Source organism: Scandinavium sp. M-37, from assembly GCF_043558715.1.
GTDB classification, from domain to species: domain Bacteria; phylum Pseudomonadota; class Gammaproteobacteria; order Enterobacterales; family Enterobacteriaceae; genus Scandinavium; species Scandinavium vulneris_A.
Genome location: NZ_JBIGIN010000078.1, coordinates 1 through 1,435, shown reverse-complemented (window position 1 = coordinate 1,435; position 1,435 = coordinate 1). Strand labels below are relative to the sequence as shown.

The window sequence follows — 1,435 nt, the reverse complement described above, 5'->3', positions numbered from 1 at the left end:
TTTACCATGAACACGGCCCGCCTGTGGTTGCGGATGCCGGGTGACATGGACAGAAGACCGCTCGACGGGTATTTCACCGCGCTGGGATTTGGCGATGACGATGACCTGTGGCCGAAGGGAAGCAGCAGCTTTAGCGGCTATCAGCTGCTGCTGGAGTACTTCACCTTCCGTGAGAAGTTCATGTTCACGGGGCTGCGTGGGCTGGAGACCGTGGTCTTTCCGGCTGAGCTCCCATGGTTTGAAATCGACGTGGTACTGGCGGAGCGCTGGGAGCATGACTTCAGCTTTACCGAAAAGCATCTGCGCCTGAACTGTGTGCCGGTGATTAACCTGTTCCCGCTGGAATCTGACCCGCTGACGCTCAACTCCCTGCAGACCGAATACATGCTGCGTCCGATGCGCGTGCAGGATGGCCATACCGAGATATATGCCGTGGATTCGGTGATGTCATCGAGCCAGCATACCTACGTACCGTTTTCGAGTTTCCGCCACAAAGGCGGAATGATGCGCCATGAAGCACCGGAGTATTACTACCACACCCGCGTGCGCCGTGGCCCGTCCGGGCTGCACAACACCTGGCTTATCCTCGGCGGCGAAGCCTTTGATAACCATACGGTGCCGGAAGACGAGAGCCTGTCGCTGACGCTCACCGGCACCAACGGGCAGCTACCACGGCGTGCACTGCAGAGCACGGTGCTCGATACGGTGATGAAAACCACCTCGGCCAGTATCGCTGTGCGTAATCTGTGTGCGCCAACGTTACCCTGTTATCCACCGGCGCAGGACCGTTTCCACTGGCGTGTACTGAGCCACCTCGGCAGCGGATTCCTGTCGATGATGGATAACGCCGACGTGCTGCGCGGCACCCTGGCGCTGTACGAATGGACCGACAGCGAGATGAACCGCCGTCGCCTGGAAGCCATCATCGACGTGAAGCACAGCGAAACCGAGCGTTTCGAGCAGGGCTATCTGGTGCGCGGTGTGCAGATTGAGGTGACGCTGGACAGCCACGGCTTTGCCGGGCGCGGCGATATCTGCCTGTTTGGCGAGATGCTGAGTCGCTTCTTCGCGCTCTACACCGATATCTATCTGTTTAACCGCCTGATTATCATCCTGCAACCGACCGGAGAGCGCCTGGAATGGGAAGAGAAGCACAACCGCCGCATCCCCGGTTGACCCCGCGGCTGGAGGCAGACCTTCACCGGATAAATTTCTATCGCTTCTGTCAACTTCTGGAGAAGCGTAATCCGGGCAGGCCGCTAATGGGCTCGACCAGCCATCCCGCTGATGACCCGGTGCGGTTTGCGCCGCATCCGGGGATGGGATTTCCGGCGAGCGAGCTGAAGGCTGTCGAATATGACGAGGATGATGACCGCAGGCCACCACTCATCCGCACGACCTTTATGGGGATGTACGGTGTTGATTCCCCCTTACC

General features: G+C 59.2%; 2 protein-coding genes. Both read left to right on the top strand.

The genetic code is table 11. The features are described 5' to 3' along the window. On the top strand, positions 1-1,176 hold a 1,176-nt coding region (tssF, locus tag ACG0Z5_RS23720; protein ID WP_394451614.1), incomplete at its 5' end, for a type VI secretion system baseplate subunit TssF. Continuing rightward, positions 1,140-1,435: type VI secretion system baseplate subunit TssG (locus tag ACG0Z5_RS23715; protein ID WP_394451612.1), on the top strand; the 296-nt coding region annotated here is incomplete at its 3' end. The genes tssF and ACG0Z5_RS23715, both read left to right, overlap by 37 nt.